Below are 17,553 nucleotides of genomic sequence, written 5' to 3'. Positions count from 1 at the left end.
AATTCTCGGAAGTGATGTAAGGGAGGAATGGGCAGATAACAAAGACTTAGTAGTTTACCGTGATTCCACCGACAATAACAGGAAAAGATTGCCACGTGCCACTGCGTTTCGCTTGCTATGACCATTAGGCAAATAAAAAGAGCTCCACTTTCGTGTACCTCTTTGTTAAACTGCTCCCCCCTCTTGGGCTCCCTTCGACCACGCACAGGGTAAACTTCTCGCCCAAGATTTTCAAAATGAAAAAAGCCACTCAAATGAGTGGCTTTTCGTTGCTATGCTCCCCCTCTTGGGCTCGAACCAAGGACCCTCTGATTAACAGTCAGATGCTCTAACCAACTGAGCTAAGGAGGAGTGTTATTATTTGCCTTAGCGGCTGCAAATATAATAGGAATTTTAAAACTACCAATCGAATCCAAAATAATTTTACGCCTTATTGTTGTTAATTTTTTTTAAAGTGGAATTTCGCCGAGATAGTGACGCACCATGGGAACCATTTAATTAGAGTTCCTTTTCTACAGATTGCCATGCGCCCCTGCGTTACGCCATGACAAATAGGCAAAAAAAAAGAGCTACACTTTCGTGTAGCTCTCTGTAAAGCTGCTCCCCCTCTTGGGCTCGAACCAAGGACCCTCTGATTAACAGTCAGATGCTCTAACCAACTGAGCTAAGGAGGAGTGTTATTATATTGCCTTAGCGGGTGCAAAGATAGAAGCTTTTTTAGATTCCCCAAACAAAAACCGAAAGTTTTTTAAAAAATATCGGTTTTTGTTTCCAGGCCTAAATAAATCGCTTCACAATATTCCAGATATCGTTCCCAAACACCACAGCCATTAGCCCCATAAGGATCACAAAACCAATAATTTGCCCTGTTTCCAACACTTTTTCGCTTGGTTTACGCCCCGAAATCATCTCGTATAACAAAAACATCACATGGCCACCATCCAAGGCCGGAATCGGTAGAATATTTAAAAATGCCAACCATACCGAGAACATCGCCATAAAGTTCCAGAAGAACAACCAGTTCCAAGTTTCTGGCATCAGTTCTACGATTCCAATAGGGCCTTTCACCTGCTTATAGGCGCCAGTTTTGGTATTAAAGATTACCTTAAACTGTCGTATCTGATCGGTAAGTACCTGTATTGTTCTATTATACCCTGCCGGGATGGCCGCAAAAAAGCCGTACTCATCGGTAACCCATAGGTCTTCCGTATCTGGTAATACCCCGATAACGCCCTCTTCTGGCACTTGTAATTGCAATTCCTTAATGCTTCCTTCACGTTGTACCTGAAGCGCCAAGGATTTATTAGGCGATGCCTTGATGATTTTGGTAAACTGGTCCCAATAGATTACTTCCTTACCATTGACGTTCAAAATTTCATCGCCCACCAATATTCCGGCCTTTTTGGCTGCCATAGTATCTACTACCGAAGCTATTTTAGCCTTGGACCTGTACCCTAGGAAATTCTTGCCCAAAGTAGAAAAGACAGTTTCTTTCCCCTCATCCGATAATGGAAAGGTTAATTGTTCTCCATCTCTATTTACCGTAATCTTGTCTCCAAGGATGATATCTAACTTGGCATCGGTAAATTTTTTGGTCTTTTTATCATCGACCGCCAAAATCTGGTCTCCGGTCTTCAGTCCCAATTGCTCACCAATAGAATCTACCACGATCCCATATTTTAAGTTATCGGACGGAATATAACTGTCCCCATTGCTAAACAATAGCACCGTATAAATTCCCCATGCCAACAAAAAGTTTACAATAACCCCACCGGTCATTATAATTAAACGCTGCCACGCCGGTTTGGAACGGAACTCCCATGGTTGGGGCTCTTGTTTCATCTGTTCGGTATCCATGCTCTCGTCTATCATTCCCGAGATCTTTACATAACCGCCCAAAGGCAACCACCCGATACCGTATTCGGTATCGCCTATTTTCTTTTTGAAAAGTGAAAACTTTACATCGAAAAACAAATAGAACTTCTCTACTTTGGTCTTAAAATATTTTGCTGGAAGAAAATGGCCCAATTCGTGAAGAATGACCAAAATGGATATGATAAGTACAAACTGTACTATCTGAATTGCTACTGTCATTAAATCGCTGTTTAATTTTATAAAACAAACAAAAGTACATTTTTAGAAAGTCTTAAAAAAAGAAACTATGAAAGCGTACTAATTTTTAAGAAACAATTAGCAGCAAAACACCCCCCTTTTCCTTGAAATGTCGTACCGTGTAGTCTACCTTTGTAAAAAAAACATGCTTTCTTATTTTAGTAAATTAAAATCTAGGGGGATAGCCCTTTTTATTGTTTCTTCCATCATCGTTTTTTTGTTCTATCACGCCCTACAGCCCCAGAAAATATTACCGATCTACCAACCAGCTATGGTAAACTTTGAATTGGTAGACACCACCATGCAGCACATTAAGAAATACCATACCGTGGCCGATTTTTCCTTTCTAAACCAGAACGGAAAACAGATTACCCAGGCAGATTATGAGGGCAAGATATATATAGCCGATTTTTTCTTTACCACCTGCCCTACCATTTGCCCAATTATGACCAAAAACATGGCAGACATCCAACAAAAGATCTTAAATGATGAGGAGGTGATGCTGCTTTCGCACACGGTTACCCCAGATATTGATTCTGTACCCCAATTAAAAAAATACGCCCTGGAAAAAGGCGTCTTGGACCACAAATGGAACTTGGTCACCGGCGATAAAAAAGAACTCTACGAAATGGCCAGAAAATCCTATATGGCCGTTAAAACCGATGGCGATGGCGGTCCCTACGATATGATCCATACCGAGAACTTTATTCTGGTCGATAAGGAAAGAAGAATCAGAGGTTTTTATGACGGTACAAAATCCGAGGATATGGAAAAATTGTTGGAAGACTTGGAAATCCTGAAATCGTCTTACCAGAAAAAATAAAACCCCAATAAATTCCACATAAATGGATAAATTTTAAGAATTCTTTAATTTATTTTCCCCCTTTACTGCCGCTTTTTACTTATTTTTGTGCTTAATTAAAATCAATCTAAATAAAAATTGATTACAACCGTAGCACATTTAAAACGAGGGCAAAGGGGAATCATCAAAGAATTTGCCGAAGGAATACTTCCCATAAAACTAATGGAAATGGGATGTTTGCCTGGCAATGAAATAGAATTGGTTCAGGTAGCCCCCTTAAAGGACCCCATTTATATTAATGTCAATGGATCGCACATCGCCATTAGGCGTGCCATGGCAGAATTAATAGAGTTAGAAATCATTGAAGATTCTCCCTTACTATGAGTAAACAGATCAAGGTTGCATTAATAGGCAACCCCAACACTGGTAAAACCTCCGTTTTTAATCAACTTACTGGCTTAAAACAAAAGGTGGGCAACTACCCTGGGATCACCGTAGAGAAAAAAGAAGGCGTTTGCAAACTACCAAGGGGCGTAAAGGCCCATATCCTGGATTTGCCGGGGACGTATAGCCTTAACACTACCTCCTTGGACGAAAGTGTGGCGGTAGAATTATTGCTGAACAAGAACGACAAGGACTATCCGGATGTTGCCGTAGTCATTAGCGATGTAGAGAACCTAAAGCGTAACCTTTTACTGTTTACACAAATAAAGGACCTTAAAATCCCTACCATCCTGGTCATCAATATGGCCGATAGGATGAGCAGAACCGGAATTTCCCTGGACATAGACCTCCTAGAAGAAAAACTAGATACCAAAATAGCCTTGGTGAGTACCAGAAAAGGCACGGGTATAGAGCGTATAAAAGAGCTTATTGCCGATTATAAAAACCTTTCTGTAGGGCCGGTAATCGATACCACCGTGATTGCTCCGGCCTATTTTAACAAACTAAGGGACACTTTTCCTAAAGAAGATTTATACAAGTTGTGGCTGGTCATTACCCAGGACGTCAACTTTATGCCCATAGAGAAGACCCCTATCAAGATTCCGTCCGATTTTGCCACCAAGTCCAAACCAGAATTAAAGCGCTTACAGCAAAAGGAAACCATCCTGCGATATCAGTTTATAAACGGCATCTTAAAACAGGCCTATAAGGTCGATATCAATGCTGCCAAAGGCCTAAGGGCCAGTTTGGATAAGATTTTGACCCATAAGGTATTTGGGTACCTGATCTTTTTTGTGATTTTGCTCACTATTTTCCAAGCCATCTACGATTGGAGCAGCTACCCAATGGATTTCATAGACGAGTCTTTTGCCGCTGCCAGTGAATGGGTAAAAGATACACTGCCCCCTGGAGTCTTCACGGATCTAATCGCCGAGGGAATCCTCGCCGGTATTGGGGGAGTCATAATTTTTATCCCTCAAATTGCCTTTTTATTCCTCTTTATTGCCCTCTTGGAAGAGTCGGGCTATATGAGTAGAGTGGTATTCTTAATGGACCGTTTAATGCGCCCATTTGGATTGAGCGGTAAGAGTGTGGTGCCTTTGATCTCTGGTACCGCCTGTGCTATTCCGGCCATTATGGCTACCAGGACCATTGAAAACTGGAAGGAACGCCTTATTACCATATTGGTCACTCCCTTTACCACCTGTTCTGCCCGTTTGCCGGTGTACCTGATTATTATTGCCCTGGTCATTCCCGAAGGCCGGTTCTTGGGACTCAGCTATCAGGCACTGACCCTTATGTTCCTGTACCTTATTGGCTTTGGGGCAGCGATTGTTTCGGCAATGATCCTCAATAAAATCATGAAAATTAAAGGGAAGTCCTTTTTTGTGATGGAAATGCCCAATTACAAACTTCCCCTACTAAAGAATGTGGTCTATACCGTTTGGGAAAAGACTAAAAGTTTTGTACTGGGTGCTGGTAAAATAATTTTGGCTTTTTCTATTATCCTATGGTTCATGGGCTCTAACGGCTATGCAGACGACTTTGAAAATGCCGAGACCATTGTAGAGAACAGGATTAAAACAGAAGGTTTTACCGACTATAACAATAACAATATAGCCAAAAACCTTACGGCCTATAAAGCAGCCCTACAAGACAGCATACAACAAAACACCTATGCTATTACTCCCCAGGCCCTTCAAGATTCCCTTTCCTTAAAGAAGGAAGTTTTGTTCGAAAAGGCCAAAAATCAGGAAATAGCGGGCCATAAATTAGAGAACTCCTATATGGGATATATGGGCAAGGCCATAGAACCTATTGTACGCCCCTTGGGATACGATTGGAAAATTGGTATTGCCGTGCTAACCTCCTTTGCTGCTAGAGAGGTGTTTGTAGGTACCTTAGCGACCATTTACAGTGTGGGTAGCGACGAGGAAGAAACCATTAAAAACAGAATGGGCGCCGAAATAGATTCGGTCACCAAAAGGCCATTATTTAACTTGGCTTCCGGTATTTCCCTATTGCTGTTCTATGCCTTTGCAATGCAGTGCATGAGTACTTTAGCCATTGTAAAACGCGAGACGGGCACATGGAAATGGCCAGCCGCCCAACTAGTATTTATGAGTCTATTTGCGTATATTGTAGCATTAATAGCGTATCAACTATTAAAGTAATGATGAACATTATTCAACATATTCTAGTCTATATTACCTTGGCCCTGGCTGTAGGATACATCACCAAGAAATTCTTCTTGCCCAAATCCCTCTTTGCTGGTAAGAAAAAGAATAATAACAAGAATTGTGGCGACGGCAATTGCGGTTGTTCCTAGTTTACTATTAGGAACAACCACAACCTTGCCCATTTTCTTGGCCCATAGACCGTTCTCCCCATCGTGGTGAACGATGCCCCTTTGTTTATGTTGGGCGTTCCCCTAACGGGTCGCGCTTTCCGCTATATCTTTTTTAAAGGCCCCTGGCCCTCCAAAAAAGGATGCCGCTGCAATCCCTAACGCGGGATTCTGTGAAAATAGAAAAAAGAGAAGAGAGAAAAGAAAAAAGAGGATCACTCCTCAAATACAACGAATTGCATTTGCCGTGGGTGGCCAGCTCGTGCGTTGGCCTTGACTACAACCGATTTTTTAATACTATATCTTACTCTAACGACAGTGTTAAAGAATGTTTGTTACCATATTGGTAACTATTTGGTGTCTTTGAGTGAAAGAATTGTGATGTGAGAGTAATCGCTAGACGAATTTTACGAGATTTTTGGGTAAAACATGCTGATTGCGAACAGCAACTAAAATCATGGTTCAGAGAAACCGAAAAATCTAATTGGAATAACATCAATGAATTAAAAAGTGAGTATCCAAGCGCAAGTATTCTAAAAGACAATCGAATAGTTTATAACATAAAAGGCAATAATTATCATTTGATTGTAACATTCAACTTTGAATACCAAATATGTTGGATACGTTTTATTGGTACTCATGCCGAATACGATAAAATAGATTCAAACAACATCTAATCATAAACATAAAACCCATTAGAAACGAAGAAGACTATCAAAACGCTCTGGACCGCCTTGAGATAATTTTTGATGCTTAAAAAGGATCTGAACATGGCGATGAATTAGAAATTCTTTCCATTCTGATTGACCGCTACGAAAACGAACAGTTTCCCATGGCCATGCCTGACCCTATTGAGGCCATTAAATTCCGAATGGAACAATTAGGCATGAAACAAAAAGATCTGGTAGCCGTTGTAGGATATAAAAGTAGAGTCAGTGAAATTCTAAGTAAAAAACGCAAACTGACTTTGGATATCATTAGAAAACTGAACACAACCCTACATATTCCGACTGAAGTTTTAGTTCAAGAGTATTAAAAATATAAGTAACAGCTACACTTTAGTCTTTACACATCCTACCTTATCTCTTTCTTGGCAGATTGAGTCATTTCGTGCGTTAGGGATCGCAGCGGCATCCCCGCAGCGGAGCAAGGGATATAGCGAAGAGCCCGACCCGTTAGGGAAACGCCCAAAACTTTTACAGTAAACACTAACGAATTAACAATGTCTAAAAACAGCCAATCTTCCTCAGGGAAGTACGACTTCTTAGACTATATTTTGGATAAAGGAATATAGCAACAGCCCCCATCCGATCACTAATAAGAGTCCGCCCAATGGCGTAATAGGGCCTAAAAACCGTAACTTTTTTCCTTTGGCAGCACTTAAACAAAGTCCGTAAATACTAAAGGAAAACAAGAACACCCCTATGATAAAACAATAAACCATACTGCGTTCCAAAGAGGTTTCCAAGTTAAAATTAAACCCTAAAACCAACAACACTACAGCGTGGTACATTTGATATTTTACGCCGGTTTCGAAACTTTTTAACTGCTCTTCGCTCATGATCTTTTTTAACGCATGGGCGCCAAAGGCACCAAAAATTACTGCCAATAAACCATAAAGTGCGCCGATAAACTGTGCCAAAAGAACCATATATATTTTTTAGGGATAAATATAAGGAAAGGAAGCAGGCTAATTAAACCAAACTTTTATATTCATGTCTCCGTGCACCTCAAAGGCACAATCTTTAAAGCCGGGGGGACCAAAGGTTTTCATTTTAGCCTTCGAAAAACCTACAGCTTCCTTGGGAATGCCCAACCAATTGGTGTCCAGGGTATCATTGCCATTTTCGTCGTGGAAAACCGCTATGGCATATTCCCCGTCTGGCAAATCGTCTATAACCACCTTGGTCATATTCTCTTTGGCAAGCGTACTGTCTGTCTTAAAAACCTTGTCGAATTTTAAAAATCCGTTCGCCTCATTATATACGGCAACACTGACCTTGCCTTTGTCCGAAGGCACCCCCTGCACTTCTACGGAGAGCTTGTATTGAGACATCCCGACCATTGGCAAGAATAGAAAAAGTAGCAATAATTGTTTCATGGCTTTATAATAACTATTTGATTTGCAAATATAAAACCGATTTACTCCTTGGCCAGATTAATTTTTTGTTCTAAAAAATCATAGGTAGCTTTTGTTTCCGTACTGTCCGAAAAATTGAGGAACAATTGTAAAGAATCTTGGTACACCACCCTTATTTTAGGCTGGGAAAGTTTGTCTACATATACATACACCTTCTTCTCTCCTATACTGTCCTTAAACACTCCCTTCTCTGTTTCCTTGACCGAAAATCCGTTGATGCGCTCCATGGAAGGGATCTTTTTAACCATGCTTATACTATCCAATTCCGCAAAGGGAATCTTCAAAAAATAAATTCCGGACAAGATCTGAAAAGAATCTTTCTCGATCTTGGTCCAGTTTTTAACATGTGCCGTATAGGCCAAGCCAACCACCAATAGGGTTACCACAATAAGGATATTGAGCAACCACGGTCTTTTTTTATTCGGTTTCATTTAGAACTATTTATTGTTTTTTAACCGCCCTATGTAATTCGCATCGCTGAATTCGTTTTTGCGAGCAGTTTTCGGTATTGCTCATTTAATACTACTATTGCCTGGGCGTATTATATTTTTCGAACCAAGCTAAAATGTTCGCCACTTTGGTGATCAGGTTGCTGGGTCTACTGGCAATCCCGTGGCTTGCTTCTGGAATTTCGATCAGTATGGTTTCTATTTTTCGCAGCTTTAAAGCATGGTACAATTGCTTGGCTTCACTAGGAGGCGTCCTTAAATCGTCCATTCCGACCATCACCATGGTAGGGGTCTCTATATTCCCTACCAAGGATAGGGGCGAAAATTTCCAGTACTCCTCAAAGTTTTCCCAAGGTTGCCCCGGTAATCTAGCATGGGCATACCCAAAATAATTATCGGCTACCAAGGTCTTACTGATCCAATTGATCACAGGTTTTATCACTGCTGCGGCCTTAAACCTATTATTTTTTCCTATCATCCATGTAGACATAATGCCCCCGGCACTACCGCCGGTAACGAACAATTGGTCTTCTTGGGCGATCCCCATGGCTATACAATGGTCTACCCCGTCCATGACATCGTTATAATCTTCTCCAGGGTAATTGTGGTACAACAGGTTCCCAAATTCCTCTCCATAGCTAGTACTGCCTCTAGGGTTAGGATAAAAAACAACATATCCAGCGGCGGCGAAAAGCTGCATCTCTGCCGAAAATCGATCTCCATAATTCAAAATAGGCCCCCCGTGGTTCTCTACCAAGAAAGGATACTTTTTGGTAGGGTCATACTTCGGAGGATACACTACCCAACCTTGTAATTTTCGCTGATCTACCGAGGAGGTGTACCATACTTCCTTGACCTCTCCCAAGGTTCTAAATCCTAGTAGGGCCCCGTTAAGATCTGTAATTTTTGAAGGCTGTTTGGCCTTTGGAGCTATAACGGCCAATTCTGAGGGATATTGTGGCGTTGTTTGGGTAAAGGCAATGCTTCCCTTATCGGACACGCTAAAAGAGCCGCTGGCATAGGGACGCCCTAAGGTGGTCCCCCCCATATTATCGGAAACTTTCTGCACCTTTCCTGTCAAGGAAATATAGCCAATTTTACTGTTTCCATATTCGTCATAGGAAAAGTAGAGCCCTTTGCTATCGGCGGCCCAAATAATATTGCTGATATCCCTGTCTAGTTCTTGAGAAAGCACCCTTTTGTTGTTTCCATCAACATCCATCAGCTGTAAGCGGGTCAGCTGATAGGCCTGTACCTTATCTTCATAGCCCAAATATGCAATATACTTTCCGTTGGGCGAGGCCGAAGGATTTTTGTCAGGTCCCGGTCTATCGGTCAGCTGTTTTATGACTTGGGAAGTTACATTCACGGAATAGAGTTCGCTATTTCTAAAATCGTACTCCCAGTCTTCATGTCTATTGGCCGTAAAAAAGATCTCCTGCCCGTCTACGGACCAAGACAAGGATCCCCTATGGTGATAATCGCCACTGGTAAGTTGACGCACTGCACCCCCATCAGCGGGAATCACAAAAACATGGTCGAAACCAGGATTTATATATCCTCGTCCATCGCCTTCGTGATAGACTCTATCGGTAATTCTTGGTGCCGGGGCCCACTTTGCCCCCTTTGGTTTTTTGGGCATTTTTGCCGCTACAGGAGCCTCCTTTTCTACATTCATGGTAAAGGCCAAGGCTGTGCCTTGGGGCGACCATCTTAGGGAAGCCGGACTAAATGGAAGTTGTGAAATTTTGGCCAGCTTTCCAGAAGCTACCCAATAGATATATATTTCGGCCCCTTCCCCGGTAGCGCTGATAAACGCCAACCGATCGCCCTGGGGAGACCAAATGGCCTGGGATTCGCTCACCTCGCGAGCGGTAATTTTTTGATGTTGGGAGCCGTCGGGTTTTATCATCCATAAATTGCCCACGGCCTTATCCTCCATAATATCAAATCCCATCCTGCGATATACGATCCAATCGCCCTGGGGAGATATTTGAGGGTCCGATACGTATTCCAGATCAAATACATCTAAATAAGAAAATACCTTTTCCTGCGTCTGGGAAAGGCTTAACAAGGGAATTAAAAGAAATAACAAAAACCTACATGACATGCCAATATATTTATAAGGTGATAAAGATCACAAAAGATCAACCCAAAAATAATGGCTAATTTCTTTTAAAAAAAACTATTATCCCCTAAACAAAAAGAATCGCTCTTTCATATCTTCAATGGCAGCACTTTTATTGGTAATAATATAATTAATAGCCTCGGTAGTAAATATTTTTCCCTTCTCGGTCAGGGAAATAATATGGTCGTCAATGGTAATCATATTATTCTTTAAAGCCAGGTTTACTACGGAGGTGGCCCTAACCTTATGCCAATTGATATGCTCGTTTAGGTGATTGATATGTCGTTCCGATTTTTCCCGATGATTTTGCAAGTGAAGCAAAAACGTCAGTAAATGCACTTCTATTTTTTGACGTTTTTGACGATGTAAGACAGAGATCAGCCCACTATTCGGTGCGAATAGGTAGACTGCCAAAAACAACATTCCCAATACCGTGGTTATGGAGCCTGCTATAGAGGCGTCCAACCAATGTGCCATCCAATAGCCTGCAAGGGCCGCAATGACGCCAAAAATGCAAGCCAAAACGAGCATTTTTTTAAGGTCCTTTATCAACAAATACGCCATGGCAGGGGGTGCAATCATTAAGGCCACCACCAATATGGCCCCTACGGCATCAAAGGCCCCGACCGTGGTCACGGAAGCGATGCTCATAAGGCCATAATGCATTAAAACCGGCGAAAACCCCAGAGTCGCTGCCAATTGCTTGTCAAAAGTACTGATCTTAAGCTCCTTGAAAAAAGCAATCAATAGGCCTAGGGTAAGGAGCAAAATGGTCCCGATTACCCAAAGCGATTTAGGACCTACATCCGTTCCGCCAATCAACAACCGATCAAAAGGAGCAAAGGCCAACTCCCCCAACAAAACGGCATCGACATCTAAATGTACATCCCCGGCATTTTTAGCGATCAGGATGACCCCGATACTAAAGAGGGCCGGAAAAACCAGCCCAATGGCGGTATCTTCCTTCACCAATCCCGTTTTCTGAATGTATTCTACCATCACAACGGTGATAATTCCGCTCAGCGCTGCCAATAATATCAACCAAGGAGAGTTTAAATCCTCGGTCAGAAAAAAACCGATCACGATTCCGGGAAGGATAGAATGACTAATGGCATCACTGATCATGGCCATTTTACGGAGTACCAAAAAGGTCCCGGGAATAGCACAGGCTATGGCAACGATACACGCTATAAGTTGTATTTCTATTTGAGCGCTAGTCATTTAAATTGTCTTGTTGGTTATATAAATTAATGGCTTTTTCATACCCTTTTGGAGTTAAGGACCACATGGCACCATCGACGGTAATGTATTCCCTATCGGCAAGGCTTTTTAGGGAGTTCTTGGTATAGCCTTGAAAATTATTTAAAATCTTAACCGCGTGGGGATGGGAAATATCCTGGTGGGTTTTGGCGATCTCATACATAAAATACAAGGTTTTGTGCAGCTGAAGGTCGTTTCGGTTTTTCCAATGCCTGATTTGTTTAAATAACAGGCCTCTTCCCGGTGAAAAAATAAAGGATATTACCACAAAAAAAGCAGCGATCAAAACAATCACCGGACCTGTAGACAGGTTGTTGGAAGTAGCACTTATAGCAGTTCCGAAGATCCCGGAAAAGGCCCCAAATACCGCCGCCAGGAATATCATGACGGCTAAATTGTTGGTCCATTGCCGTGCAGCGGCCGCCGGCGCCAATAACATGGCACTCATAAGCACTACCCCTACGGTCTGTAAACCTATAACGATAGACAATACGATCAAGGCAGTCATGACCACATCTAAAAACCGGGTATTGAATCCTAGCGATTTTGTGTAATCGGCATCAAAATGCTGCAGTTTAAATTCTTTCCAAAAGACCACCAATACTACGAGGGCAATAAGCATTACCCCCCCCATTAACCATACGTCGCTTTCTACCAAGGTCGCGGCCTGCCCAAAGAGGTATTTGTCCAATCCGGCCTGTTGGGCATTGGGCATTTTTTGAACAAAAGTGAGCAACAACATCCCAAACCCAAAAAACAAGGAAAGGATAAGCCCTAGGGCAGTGTCCGATTTTAAATGGGTTTTTGTGATGATTCCCTTGATCCAAAACGTCCCTATCAATCCGCTTATCAAAGCCCCTACCAATAGGGTGTTGCTATTTTTTGCCCCGGTAATTAGAAAGGCTATGACAATCCCTGGCAGGGCGGCATGGGAAATAGCATCCCCTAGCAGACTTTGTTTCCTAAGCACGGCGAAGCTCCCCAACATCCCGCAAACTATCCCGAGAATGGCAGTCCCCAAGGTAATGGTACGCAGGGTATAGTCGGTAAATACTAACGAAAAATATTCCTGTACAGACATAGGCTATTATTGTAAAACGCTTACCTTATAATTAATCCCATAGGTCTTGGTAAGGTTATCGTCGTTAAAGATATCCTTGACGGATCCCGTTGCTATTTTTTTGACGTTCAAGAAAGTCACCCAATCAAAATATTCAGGGACGGTTTGCAGATCGTGGTGTACTACGACGACCGTTTTCCCTTCTTTACGCAGTTCCTTCAGAATATTGATAATCGCTTTTTCGGTGGTGGCATCGACCCCTTGGAAGGGTTCGTCCATAATATAGATACTCGCTTTTTGCACTAGTGCCCTTGCCAAGAATATCCGTTGTTGTTGTCCGCCGCTAAGCTGACTGATTTGACGGCTCCTAAATTCGAGCATCCCTACTTTTTCCAAGGCCTCCAAGGCCTCTTTCTTCTGTTGTCGCCCAGGTCTTTTTATCCAGCCCAGACTTCCGTAGGTTCCCATCATCACTACATCCAATGCAGTGGTAGGAAAATCCCAGTCGACACTTCCTTTTTGAGGGACATAGGCCACCTCTTTGTATTGTTTTTTATAAGGCTTTCCAAAAATCTCCACGGAACCGGCAATAGGCTTAATAATATCGAGCATGGCCTTGATCAGGGTAGATTTTCCTGCCCCGTTAGGTCCAACAATGGCCATAAGCACCCCTTCCGGTACCGAGAGGTCTATATCCCATAATACAGGCTTAAAATTGTAGGCTACCGTAAGGTCGTCTACTTTTATAGCTATTTTTTCCTTCATACTAAATGCTGTATTACACTATTATTTTAAGGCGCTAACGATAGTATTGACGTTGTATTTGAACATCCCTATATACGTACCTTCTATGGTCCCTTTTGTCCCCAAAGCATCGGAATACAAACTGCCCCCAATAGTAACCTGGTGCCCTTTGGATCCTACCGATGCCTGTAAGGCCTCTATGGTTCTTCTAGGTACAGAGGTCTCTATAAATATAGATTTCACCTTATTTTTAATAATAAACTCAGACAGTTGCTGTACATCTTGTACCCCTGCCTCTGTCGCCGTTGAGATCCCTTGGAGCCCCAATACCTGAAAGCCAAAGGCCTCCCCAAAATAATTGAAGGCGTCATGGGCGGTCACCAAAATGCGCTTTTCTGCCGGCAGGGTGCTGATGATATCCCTAATTTCCTTTTCGAGCACCTCGAGCGCTTCTAGGTAACGAGCACTGTTTTTAGCAAACAATACCGCATTTTTAGGATCGGCTTCCTGTAATTTCTGAGCCGTATATTCGGTAATTTGTTTCCAGAAATCGATATTAAACCAAATATGCGGATCGTAATTAGAGGCGAAATATTCCGAGGCCAACAACTCCTTTTTGTCCAACACATCGGTGACGGCCACCGTTTTCCTGTGTTGTTTTTCCATTTTTTCGAAAATCTCTACCAATTTCCCCTCTAAATGGAGTCCGCTATAAAAAACCATATCGGCCGTAAAGAGCTTATTGACGTCGCCTTCGCTTGCCTTGTACAAGTGAGGATCGACCCCACTGCCCATTAGGCCTTGAATTTCGATGGCATCGCCGCCGACCTGTTGCAACAGATCGGTGAGCATAGAGGTGGTGGCAACCACCTTAAGTTTCCCGTTCGATTCTTTTTTTGGACTGTCCTTGCACCCCAACATCATTCCTAAAAGGAGCAATACGCCTAAAACTTGTTTTGCCTTTACCATATAAAATAGCCCTTGTCGATTTGTCTTTTTTCTATTCTGTAGGTGCTTTGCCATTATTGTTCGCTTATTTTAATATAGAGGTTCGATGCAATCTGATGGGATATTTGCATATTGTTCTCGTTGATATTAATATTTAAAGACCCATCAAATTCCTCTATTTCCAATACTTCTATTTGATGTCCCAAGGCAATATGGTTCCGGTCCAAGAATTTTAAAAAACTGGTTGAAGAATCCTTTACGCCAACACATACTCCTTTAGTGCCTATTGCCACTTCACTCAACAACTTTCTATCGCGTTCCTTAAAATCGCCGTTCTTGTCCGGAATGGGGTCGCCATGCGGATCAAACTTGGGATAATCTAACAACTTATCCAGCCTATCTATAAGCTTATCGCTCTTTATATGCTCTAACTGCTCGGCTATATCGTGAATTTCATCCCATGAAAAATCTAATTTCTCTACTAAAAAAACCTCCCAAAGCCTGTGTTTTCTTACAATCCCCAAGGCGGTCTGCGTGCCCAAATCCGTTAAGGAAACCCCTTGGTACCTCTTGTAGTTTACCAAGTCTTTTTCGGATAACTTCTTAATCATATCCGTTACCGACGAAGGTTTGGTCTCCATTAGTTCGGCTATCGCATTGGTAGACACCGCTTCCATTCCCTGCCTCCCTAAATGGAATATTGTCTTAATATAGTTTTCCTCTGACCGTGTCATTAAATCGATGTTTATACAAAAATACATTTTTAAATGTAAAAACAAATTTTTAGCTTTGCCTAAAATATAATTTACACTAATGAAGAAGTTTAGTTATTTGGTTCTAATTTTACTACCCATTACCTTATTAGCCCAAACAAGAATTATTGAAGGACATGTAAAGGCCAATGGTGAAGCCTTGGCATGGGCAAGCATACAGTTAGAAGGGACCACCTTAGGAACCACCACGGATGATAACGGCTATTATATCTTAAAGGTTCCGGAGGGCAACTATACCCTAATCTGTAAAAGTATCGGATATACTACGGAAGAAAAGAAAATTCAGCTTGGCGCTACCGCTAGATTAAGAGCTGATTTTAATTTACGCGAAGACATTTTGGGCCTGGAACAAGTAGTTGTTACCGGTACCAGAACGGATAAACGACGAACAGATTCCCCTGTAATCGTTAACCTTATCAATAGTACAACTTTAGACAATGTAGTAGCGACCAATCTTTCGGAAGGCCTTCGTTTTCAGCCGGGATTGCGCGTAGAGACCGATTGCCAGACCTGTAACTACACCCAATTGCGAATGAACGGCCTGCAGGGGGGGTATTCGCAAATCTTGATCAACGGCCGCCCCATATTCAGTCCACTTACCGGATTATACGGTATGGAACAGATCCCTTCTAATATGATAGACCGTATAGAAGTGGTCCGTGGCGGGGTATCGGCACTCTATGGTTCTAGCGCTATTGGGGGTACGGTAAACGTTATCACAAAAATCCCGAAAAGCAATAACTATAACCTTACCTATACCTACCAGAGCATAGACAAGGCTGCCAGCGATCATATTATAGATGGAAATGCCACGGTGGTTAGCGAGGAACGAAATGCGGGAGCTACCTTCTTTGTCAACAAACGAGACCGAGCTGCCTACGATGCCAATGGCGACAATTTTTCGGAATTGCCCCAATTAAAAACCAACTCCTTCGGCACCAACCTTTTTTACCTTCCGGCAGAAAATCAAAAACTAGAGGCCAGTATCAGCAGTATTAACGAATACCGATACGGTGGTGAAATGGTAGACAAGCCAGCCCATATGGCCCAGCAATCCGAGGAAAGAACCCATAATGTGCTTATGGGAAGCTTGGATTATCAGATAAATTTTAACGAAGAAAAGAGCTCCTTGATTATTTATTACGGCGGACAGCATACCGATCGTGATCACTATACCGGGATTATCCCTGATGATGAAGGGGAACGCCAAGACTTTTTCGCTGCCCCTCCTTATGGTACCTCTGCGGTGACCACCCATCAGGGAGGCATACAGTACAATCATAAGCTCAACAAATTCTTGGGCGGAAAAACGGTTCTTACCGTGGGTACCGAATATGTGTATGACGATGTATTGGATATTATAGATGCCTATAACTACAACATAGACCAGACCACGCAAAACATTGGCGGTTTTTTTCAAAATGATTGGGATATAACGCCAGACTTAAACTTCCTTAGTGGTTTTAGGATAGATAAGCACAACATGTTGGATAAGGCCATTGTAAGCCCTAGGCTTTCCTTGCTCTACAAATGGAACAAGGAAACCCAGTTCCGATTAGGATGGGGAACCGGTTTCCGCGCCCCACAAGCTTTTGATACCGATTTGCACATTGCTTTTTCCGGTGGAGGGATATCTAGGATTTCCTTGGCCGATGACCTATGGGAAGAACGCTCTAACAGCTTTACGGCTTCCGTTAATTACGACAAGGCCACGGAACATTTTATTGCAGGGTTTACCTTGGAAGGTTTTTATACCAACCTTAAGGATGCATTTTATTTATTTCCATTGGGAGAAGACCAGTTTGGAGAGCAATTTGAAAAAAGAAACGGCAGCGGTGCCACTGTTAAGGGAATAACTTTAGAAACAAGGGCCAATTTTGACTATGTGCTACAAATAGATGCTGGAGTAACCCTACAATCGAGCCAATTTAAAGATGCTGTTCTAAATATAGACGGCTTGGCCCCAAAAAGGGAGTTTTTAAGGACGCCAGACACCTACGGGTATGCGACCCTGACCTATACACCCACCAAAAAACTTAGCGTAAGCACCAATTTGGTATACACTGGCACTATGGATATCGCCCACTTTGGAGGGGAAGGCACCGGTCAATTGATCGATGAGTATGTTAGTACGCCCTCCTTTACTGAACTGAGCCTCAGAGCGGGCTACACTTTCGAATTCCCCAATACCGGTACCGCCGTGGAACTATTCACAGGGGCCAAAAACCTTACCAATGCCTACCAACAAGATTTTGATATCAGCAAAAACAGGGATAGCAATTATGTATATGGTCCGGCATTACCAAGGACCGTATTTGCCGGAATTCGTATTAAATCTCTTTAAAC

15 protein-coding genes, 2 tRNA genes and 1 pseudogene are annotated in these 17,553 nt (G+C 42.5%); 6 read left to right on the top strand and 12 right to left on the bottom strand.

All coding sequences use genetic code 11. The features are described 5' to 3' along the window. Positions 1–277: 277 nt before the first annotated feature. From BUA16_RS01235 to rseP, 3 genes are all read right to left on the bottom strand, one after another. Positions 278–351: transfer RNA gene (locus BUA16_RS01235), tRNA-Asn, on the bottom strand. 249 nt (positions 352–600) lie between these two features. After that, positions 601–674, bottom strand: a tRNA-Asn gene (locus tag BUA16_RS01230). A 103-nt stretch (positions 675–777) separates the two neighbouring features. Next, positions 778–2,094, bottom strand: a complete 1,317-nt coding sequence (gene rseP / locus BUA16_RS01225) for an RIP metalloprotease RseP (RefSeq protein WP_072762812.1) — start codon at positions 2,092–2,094, stop codon at positions 778–780. 163 nt (positions 2,095–2,257) lie between these two features. On the opposite strand from rseP, the gene BUA16_RS01220 reads away from it, so the two are divergent. The 5 genes and pseudogenes from BUA16_RS01220 (at position 2,258) to BUA16_RS01200 (ending at position 6,741) form a co-directional block, all read left to right on the top strand. Beyond that, on the top strand, positions 2,258–2,935 hold the full coding sequence (locus tag BUA16_RS01220; RefSeq protein ID WP_072762811.1) for an SCO family protein: 678 nt from the start codon (positions 2,258–2,260) through the stop codon (positions 2,933–2,935). A 117-nt stretch (positions 2,936–3,052) separates the two neighbouring features. Then, complete coding sequence (locus tag BUA16_RS01215) at positions 3,053–3,298, top strand: FeoA family protein (protein WP_072762810.1); 246 nt, start codon at positions 3,053–3,055, stop codon at positions 3,296–3,298. After that, positions 3,295–5,532: a ferrous iron transport protein B gene (feoB, locus tag BUA16_RS01210; RefSeq protein ID WP_072762809.1), complete on the top strand. Its 2,238-nt coding sequence runs from the start codon at positions 3,295–3,297 to the stop codon at positions 5,530–5,532. The genes BUA16_RS01215 and feoB overlap by 4 nt, the downstream gene beginning before the upstream one ends. 556 nt (positions 5,533–6,088) lie before the next feature. Further along, the gene (locus BUA16_RS01205; protein WP_072762808.1) at positions 6,089–6,382 is read left to right on the top strand and encodes a type II toxin-antitoxin system HigB family toxin; all 294 of its coding nucleotides are present in this window, start codon (positions 6,089–6,091) and stop codon (positions 6,380–6,382) included. A 2-nt stretch (positions 6,383–6,384) separates the two neighbouring features. Next, positions 6,385–6,741 (top strand): annotated as a pseudogene (locus BUA16_RS01200) (helix-turn-helix domain-containing protein). Between the two features lie 228 nt (positions 6,742–6,969). On the opposite strand, the gene BUA16_RS01195 reads toward BUA16_RS01200, so the two are convergent. The 9 genes from BUA16_RS01195 to BUA16_RS01155 form a co-directional block, all read right to left on the bottom strand. After that, positions 6,970–7,356: a DUF423 domain-containing protein gene (locus tag BUA16_RS01195; protein WP_072762807.1), complete on the bottom strand. Its 387-nt coding sequence runs from the start codon at positions 7,354–7,356 to the stop codon at positions 6,970–6,972. Between the two features lie 39 nt (positions 7,357–7,395). Further along, a complete protein-coding gene (locus BUA16_RS01190; protein ID WP_072762806.1) occupies positions 7,396–7,806 on the bottom strand; it encodes a DUF2141 domain-containing protein in 411 nt (136 codons plus the stop codon). A gap of 41 nt (positions 7,807–7,847) precedes the next feature. Continuing rightward, the gene (locus BUA16_RS01185) at positions 7,848–8,276 is read right to left on the bottom strand and encodes a hypothetical protein (RefSeq protein ID WP_072762805.1); all 429 of its coding nucleotides are present in this window, start codon (positions 8,274–8,276) and stop codon (positions 7,848–7,850) included. Positions 8,277–8,370: 94 nt separating this feature from the next. After that, positions 8,371–10,404, bottom strand: a complete 2,034-nt coding sequence (locus tag BUA16_RS01180; protein ID WP_072762804.1) for a S9 family peptidase — start codon at positions 10,402–10,404, stop codon at positions 8,371–8,373. Positions 10,405–10,482: 78 nt separating this feature from the next. Then, on the bottom strand, positions 10,483–11,643 hold the full coding sequence (locus BUA16_RS01175) for a metal ABC transporter permease (protein ID WP_072762803.1): 1,161 nt from the start codon (positions 11,641–11,643) through the stop codon (positions 10,483–10,485). Further along, a complete protein-coding gene (locus tag BUA16_RS01170) occupies positions 11,636–12,763 on the bottom strand; it encodes a metal ABC transporter permease (protein ID WP_072762802.1) in 1,128 nt (375 codons plus the stop codon). Before BUA16_RS01170 ends, BUA16_RS01175 begins: the two co-directional genes overlap by 8 nt. 6 nt (positions 12,764–12,769) lie before the next feature. After that, positions 12,770–13,507, bottom strand: coding sequence for a metal ABC transporter ATP-binding protein (locus BUA16_RS01165; RefSeq protein WP_072762801.1), 738 nt, complete (start codon positions 13,505–13,507; stop codon positions 12,770–12,772). 21 nt (positions 13,508–13,528) lie between these two features. Next, positions 13,529–14,455: a metal ABC transporter solute-binding protein, Zn/Mn family gene (locus BUA16_RS01160; protein WP_072762843.1), complete on the bottom strand. Its 927-nt coding sequence runs from the start codon at positions 14,453–14,455 to the stop codon at positions 13,529–13,531. Between the two features lie 53 nt (positions 14,456–14,508). After that, complete coding sequence (locus tag BUA16_RS01155; RefSeq protein ID WP_072762842.1) at positions 14,509–15,168, bottom strand: metal-dependent transcriptional regulator; 660 nt, start codon at positions 15,166–15,168, stop codon at positions 14,509–14,511. 79 nt (positions 15,169–15,247) lie between these two features. On the opposite strand from BUA16_RS01155, the gene BUA16_RS01150 reads away from it, so the two are divergent. Further along, complete coding sequence (locus BUA16_RS01150) at positions 15,248–17,551, top strand: TonB-dependent receptor (protein WP_072762800.1); 2,304 nt, start codon at positions 15,248–15,250, stop codon at positions 17,549–17,551. The last annotated feature ends 2 nt before the right edge of the window (positions 17,552–17,553 follow it).

This window comes from Arenibacter nanhaiticus (assembly GCF_900141935.1).
Lineage (GTDB): Bacteria > Bacteroidota > Bacteroidia > Flavobacteriales > Flavobacteriaceae > Arenibacter > Arenibacter nanhaiticus.
Note: the sequence above shows the minus strand (reverse complement) of the source record. Positions and strands in the feature narration are given on the sequence as shown.